The organism is Nostoc sp. (assembly GCF_036917515.1).
Taxonomy (GTDB): Bacteria; Cyanobacteriota; Cyanobacteriia; order Cyanobacteriales; family Nostocaceae; genus Nostoc.
In genome coordinates this window covers 1-6,151 of record NZ_JBALDE010000262.1, presented here as the reverse complement: position 1 = coordinate 6,151, position 6,151 = coordinate 1, and the positions used below count along the sequence as shown (strand labels likewise).

At 41.0% G+C, this 6,151-nt stretch carries 2 protein-coding genes and 2 pseudogenes; all 4 read left to right on the top strand.

Annotated elements, in window-relative coordinates:
- The first annotated feature begins 2 nt into the window (after window positions 1-2).
- On the top strand, window positions 3-4,229 hold the full coding sequence (locus V7K89_RS33525; RefSeq protein WP_335195115.1) for an amino acid adenylation domain-containing protein: 4,227 nt from the start codon (window positions 3-5) through the stop codon (window positions 4,227-4,229).
- A 22-nt stretch (window positions 4,230-4,251) separates the two neighbouring features.
- Window positions 4,252-5,067 carry a class I SAM-dependent methyltransferase gene (locus V7K89_RS33520; protein WP_335195113.1) on the top strand — a complete coding sequence of 272 codons (816 nt, stop codon included), beginning with the start codon at window positions 4,252-4,254 and terminating at the stop codon, window positions 5,065-5,067.
- Between the two features lie 14 nt (window positions 5,068-5,081).
- Window positions 5,082-5,618 (top strand): annotated as a pseudogene (locus tag V7K89_RS33515) (DUF6014 family protein).
- 283 nt (window positions 5,619-5,901) lie between these two features.
- Window positions 5,902-6,151 (top strand): annotated as a pseudogene (locus V7K89_RS33505) (hypothetical protein); the annotation flags it as partial.

Below are 6,151 nucleotides of genomic sequence, written 5' to 3'. Positions count from 1 at the left end.
GCATGACTAACAGCATTGTTGAGTTTATTTGTCAACTAAGCGACCTGAGTATTAATCTAGAAATTGATGGCGATCGCTTACGCTGTCATGCCCCTGAAGGTGGGCTAACTCCAACGCTACGGCAAGAAATAGCTGGTCGTAAAACAGAAATAATGCAGTTTTTGCGTCAAGCCAAACGGATTAAAGCTACTCATCAGTTACCAATTCAACCAGTGCCAAGGGACGGTAAACTACCACTATCTTTTGCCCAACAGCGACTCTGGTTTGTTCAGCAACTCTCACCTGAGAGTGATTCTTACAATATGCTGGAAGCATTGCGGCTAGACGGCTCCTTAAACGTGGTTGCACTAGAGCAGAGCTTAAGTGAACTTATCCGCCGCCATGAGGTTTTAAGAACCACTTTTCCCACAGTAGACGGAAATCCTATCCAGCACATTGCCGCTGCCACAGCCTTAAATTTACCCATCCATGACTTGCAGGAGTTGTCAGCCCTTGAGCAAACATCCCAGATTCAGGAAATTGTCAAGTATCTTGCGTCCCAGCCTTTCAACCTAGCTGTGGGGCCATTAGTACAATTCACCCTGCTGCAACTGAGTCAAAACGAGTATGTACTGCTGTTGAAGATGCACCATATTATCTACGATGGTTGGTCTTTAAGCATCTTTTACCGGGAACTATCTCAGCTATATGCAGCTTTCACTCAAGGCTTGCCCAACCCACTACCCCCATTACCCATCCAGTATGCTGACTTTGCTTTTTGGCAACGCCAATGGCTCACAGGCGAAATTCTCGAACGCCAGCTGGGTTACTGGCAACAACAGTTAGCCGGTGTTCCTGGTGTACTAGAACTACCAACAGATAAACCACGTCCCCCAATTCAGACCTTCTCTGGTGGGGTTGAGTCTTTCCTACTAGATAGCGACCTCACGCAACGCCTGCAAAAATTGAGCCAAGAGTCAGATGCAACGTTGTTTATGACTCTATTGGCGGCTTTTTTGGTGCTAATTTCTCGTTATAGTGGTCAGCCAGATATTGTTGTTGGCTCCCCCATTGCCAACCGCAACAGCCCCCAAGTTGAGCAGTTGATGGGGTTTTTTGCGAATACCCTAGCATTAAGAGGTAATCTTTCTGATAACCCCAATTTTGCTGACTTTTTGGCGCAAGTGCGGCAAACAACCTTAGAAGCTTACGCCCACCAAGACTTACCCTTTGAAATATTGGTGGAAAAGCTACAGCCAGAACGAGATTTGAGTCGGAATCCCTTGGTACAGGTGATGTTTTCCCTGCAAAATGTGCCCCAGTCTTCTGGTAATTTGTCAGGTTTAAATATCCAGAATATAGCCTTGCCGATTGATGTCAAAGCTAGGTTTGACCTGGAAGTAAACTTCTGGGAAGGCCCTGGTGGTCTGGAAGGTGTTTGGTGCTATAACCGAGATTTATTTGAAGCGACTACAATTGCTCGTCTAGCCCAACATTTTCAAACTTTACTCCAAGCAATTGTGGCAAATCCTAGAACGCGAGTTGCCGAACTATCACTGTTAAGTCCAGCAGAACATCATCAACTATTAGTAGAGTGGAACAATACTCAAGCAGAGTATCCCCAAGATAAGTGCATCCATCAGTTGTTTGAGGAGCAGGCAGAACGTACCCCAGATGCAGTTGCACTGGTGTGGGAAAATCAACAACTCACCTACCAGCAACTGAATTGTCGTGCTAACTCTTTAGCGCACTACCTGAAATCCTTGGGTGTAGGTGCAGATGTGCTGGTCGGCATTTGTGTAGAACGTTCAATAGAAATGGTTGTTGGGCTGTTGGGCATCCTGAAAGCAGGTGGTGCTTATGTACCACTAGACCCAGAGTATCCCAGCGAGCGTTTGCGTTTCATGCTAGAAGATGCAAAAGTTGGAGTGTTGCTGACGCAACAGCAACTAGTTGAGCGACTACCGCAACATCAAGCTCACCTTGTCTATTTAGACACTCAAATCCAAGAGTTTACCCCAACCAGTGAAGTTAATGTGACCAGCGAGGTAACACCATCAAACCTAGCTTACGTCCTGTATACCTCTGGCTCTACAGGTAAACCAAAAGCAGTAGCCATAGAACATCACAGTCCAGTAGCTTTGGTGAGTTGGGCAAAACAGGTGTTTACACCACAACAACTAGCAGGTGTATTAGCTTCTACTTCTATCTGTTTTGATTTGTCAGTGTTTGAGTTATTTGTGACTTTGAGCGTTGGCGGAAAAGTCATTTTAGCTCAAAATGCTTTGCACTTATCTACGATGAGTGCGGCTCATCAAGTGACGCTGATTAATACTGTACCAAGTGCGATCGCCCAGTTAATTCGAGACAATCATCTACCACCGCAGGTAAGCACAGTTAACTTAGCTGGTGAAGCACTGCAAAATAAACTAGTGCAGCAAATTTATCAGCACAGTCAAGTTGAGTGTGTGTTCAATCTGTATGGCCCTTCAGAAGACACAACTTACTCGACATTTAGCTTGGTAGAAAAAGGTGCTACCAGCCCAGTCACGATTGGGCGACCGATAGCGAACACGCAAGTCTACATTTTAGACGAGTATCTACAACCAGTGCCGATAGGTGTGCCGGGAGAGTTGCACATTGGTGGTGCGGGTTTGGCACGAGGCTATCTCAACCGCCCAGATTTAACACAAGAGAAATTTATTCCTCATCCTTTTAGTGATGAAGCCGATGCCCGACTTTACAAAACTGGGGATCGGGCACGTTGTTTACCAGATGGCAATATTGAATACTTAGGACGCATTGATAACCAAGTCAAGATTCGCGGCTTCCGCATTGAGTTGGGCGAAGTAGAAGCCGCACTCAACCAACATACCTATGTGCAAGCTAATTGTGCGATCGTGCGTGAAGATACCCCTGGTGAGCAGCGGTTAGTTGCTTACTTAGTGTTGAACCCACACCAGACACCTACAACCACCGAACTGCGTCAGTTTCTTGCCGCTAAATTACCAGGATACATGATTCCAAACGCTTTTGTCGTCCTAGAGTCCCTACCATTAACTCCTAACGGCAAAATAGACCGCCGTGCCTTAAAAGCACCTTCCAAAACCAGTAACTTGGACAAATTTATTGAACCACGTAACCAAATAGAACTACAACTCGTACAAATTTGGTCAAAAATTCTTCAGATTGAAAAGATAGGAGTACAAGATAACTTCTTTGATTTGGGGGGTCATTCTCTTTTAGCTCCCTACTTAATAACTCAAATTCAACAGCAGTTTGGTAAAGATATCCCATTAACAACTTTTTTTCAAAATCCAACTATTGAACAGTTGGCAACAATTGTGCAGCAAGAGTTAGATAGTTTAAATCCGTCTTGTTTGGTAGCAATTCAACCAAACGGTTCAAACTTACCTTTCTTTTGCGTTCCTGGAGCTAGTAACCAGCCTTTTTACTTGTATCATTTAGGGCATTATTTAGGTTCTGACCAACCTTTGTACGGTTTTCAAGCAAATTATCTAGATGGAACATTAGAATCAGTTAGCTGCATTGAAGATATAGCTGGTAAATATATTCAAGTAATGCAAGCTGTTCAGCCCAAAGGTCCATACTTTTTGGGAGGCCATTCATTTGGTGGTAGAGTCGCTTTTGAAATGGCAAATCAGTTAATTCATCAGGGACATGAAGTGGCTTTACTTGTCATGATTGACACTGCTGCTCCGACTGCTCAAGAAAAACCAATACTTATGGAGTATATGGATTGGGACAATTATAATTGGTTATTTGAGTTGCTCCAAGCAGTCGAAGTTTCTTTGGCAAGAGAGATAGATATTTCTGACGAAACTATCAAATCTTTATCTGAAGAGGAGCAACTCAAATACGTTTTACAGCATTTAAAAATGGTTAATATCTTCCCCCCTAATGCTGAAACCAAGCATCTAAAAAATTTGTTGTTAGTTAATAAAGCTAACTCTCTATCTCTAATTGATTATTTACCACAACATATTTATTCTGCTCAAATAACACTGCTACGAACCGAAAAAGTCTTTGCACAAGAGTCTAATATTGATATATATTTCCAGACTTATTCAGAAATTTCACAGGATTCAACTATGGGTTGGAGTAATTATTCTTCTAAACCTGTAGATGTTCATTTTGTACCTGGAAATCATTTTACGCTTATGGCTGAACCCTACGTTCAGATTGTAGCTGAACGATTGAAAACTTGCATTGATAAAGCACGTAACTAGGAAGTATAGATGAGAAAAACTAATGACTAATCAAAATGTAAAAGTAAAAATGGATAAAAGCCAATACATCAGCAACTTTGACAATTTAATTCTCAACTCGGTGACAAGAAAGATATACGGTCAACAAGAGTTTTTCAATGTAGGTTATTGGTACTCGAATACTCAGAGTCAAGAAGAAGCCTGTTTGAATTTGTTAGAAAAGCTTTTGGATTTTATTCCTCAAAAGAGGGGAAATATTCTTGATGTTGGCTCTGGTTTAGGCGCAACGGCTAATTATTTACTCAAGTATTATTTGTCTACTGATGTTGTAGGCATTAATATTTCATCCCAACAAATCGAAAGAAGTAGAGTTAATGCTCCTAAATGCAAGTTCATTTGCATGGATGCTACACAAATGGAATTTGAGGATAATTCATTTGATAATATTATTTGTGTGGAAGCAGTATTCTATTTTGATACTAGAGCAAAGTTTATTCAAGAAGCTTGGCGTGTATTAAAACCAGGCGGTCATCTCATACTCTCTGATATCATTTTCGACAATACAGAGCATTTCGGTGATTGGATTGTTTCGCCAGAAAATATTGTCAAAGAGAAAAATATTAAGGATTATAAAAAGATTTACCAGCAAGTAGGATTTGAAAACTTAGAGTTTGTAGAAGCGACAGAGACGTGCTGGCTAAAACACTTTCGATATTTAAAATCTTGGATGGAAGAAGAATTTAAAGTAGGAGAAGTAGACGAACAAACCTATCAATTAAATGTAAATGCTATAGATGGTTTGCTAAGGTCTTCATCTATAGATTATTTATTAGTTTCAGCTAAAAAACCAGTCAAATAATTTGAGATTAATAGATTAACTTATTCACAATATCAAACAATGACAACAATCTGTGCAAAAAACAAGAATTAGTCCAAGAAATAGTTCAAGATATCGAGCAAAATGAAATCGCAAGATCTGTGAAAAAACTGCGCCAACAGGCAACAAACTCTCGCGAACTTCCTCCTGCTTGGCTATTAAAAACAGCAGATGCTTTAGAAAAGAACGATTGGAATATCTTATCTGAAGGCTTTGTTAATAAGGACTTTATTGGGAAAAATGGCTATTTTCTGATTATTGCACCTTACAAAATCAATCGGCAATCTCAACCTCACATCGCTTTAAGTGCAATTTACGGGAAAATGCACAACATCCAAGAACCATCTATCGAACAATTAGAAAATCTCTGTCGGGAAAAATTTGGCAAACTCGGACAACCGGTTCCCAGAAACTATTAGTTTACCGAGATTGCCAGTTGCGGTAATATCAGCGGTGAAAGTGGTGAAGCCTTCATCGTTCCATATAGATGGTGTTTTGCTAACAGTGCTTCTGGCGCGGTATTAAACATGTAGAACTCCATCGAGTACAAGCAGCAAATCTGACTCGCAGAGAGTTAAACCTCAAAAGCCCTACGGGTCTTTTTTCCTTGTACAAAATAGATATTCACCCCTCAACTCAATCAATTTTTCAGGCGCTAGTTATCGAACGCTGTCAAGGAATTTGGGCAAAGTTACAATAACAACTGACTCTGTATTTTTAGCGTTGTTGCAAGAATAGGAAGAAATCGATTTAAACAATTTTGCCACATCGCTATACGATATGAAAGGTTAGCTGCAAATAATACTGCATCAAAACATGACTGAACAATCTTTGAATGACCCTAATTCTCATTTCCAAGGACGTTCTACACAAGCGGGACGTGCGTTAGAAAAAGAAGCGAATTTACCCCTTACAGGCTGGCAGCAAGAAGTTTCTACAGGTCTAGAATTAGGGTTAGAAGCCGCAGAAAGTTGTGATTTGAACTATATTTTGACCAAACGGACAGGACATACTTCACAATCGACTAGGACAACATATAGGTTCTTGGCAACTTTTGGTGATCTAA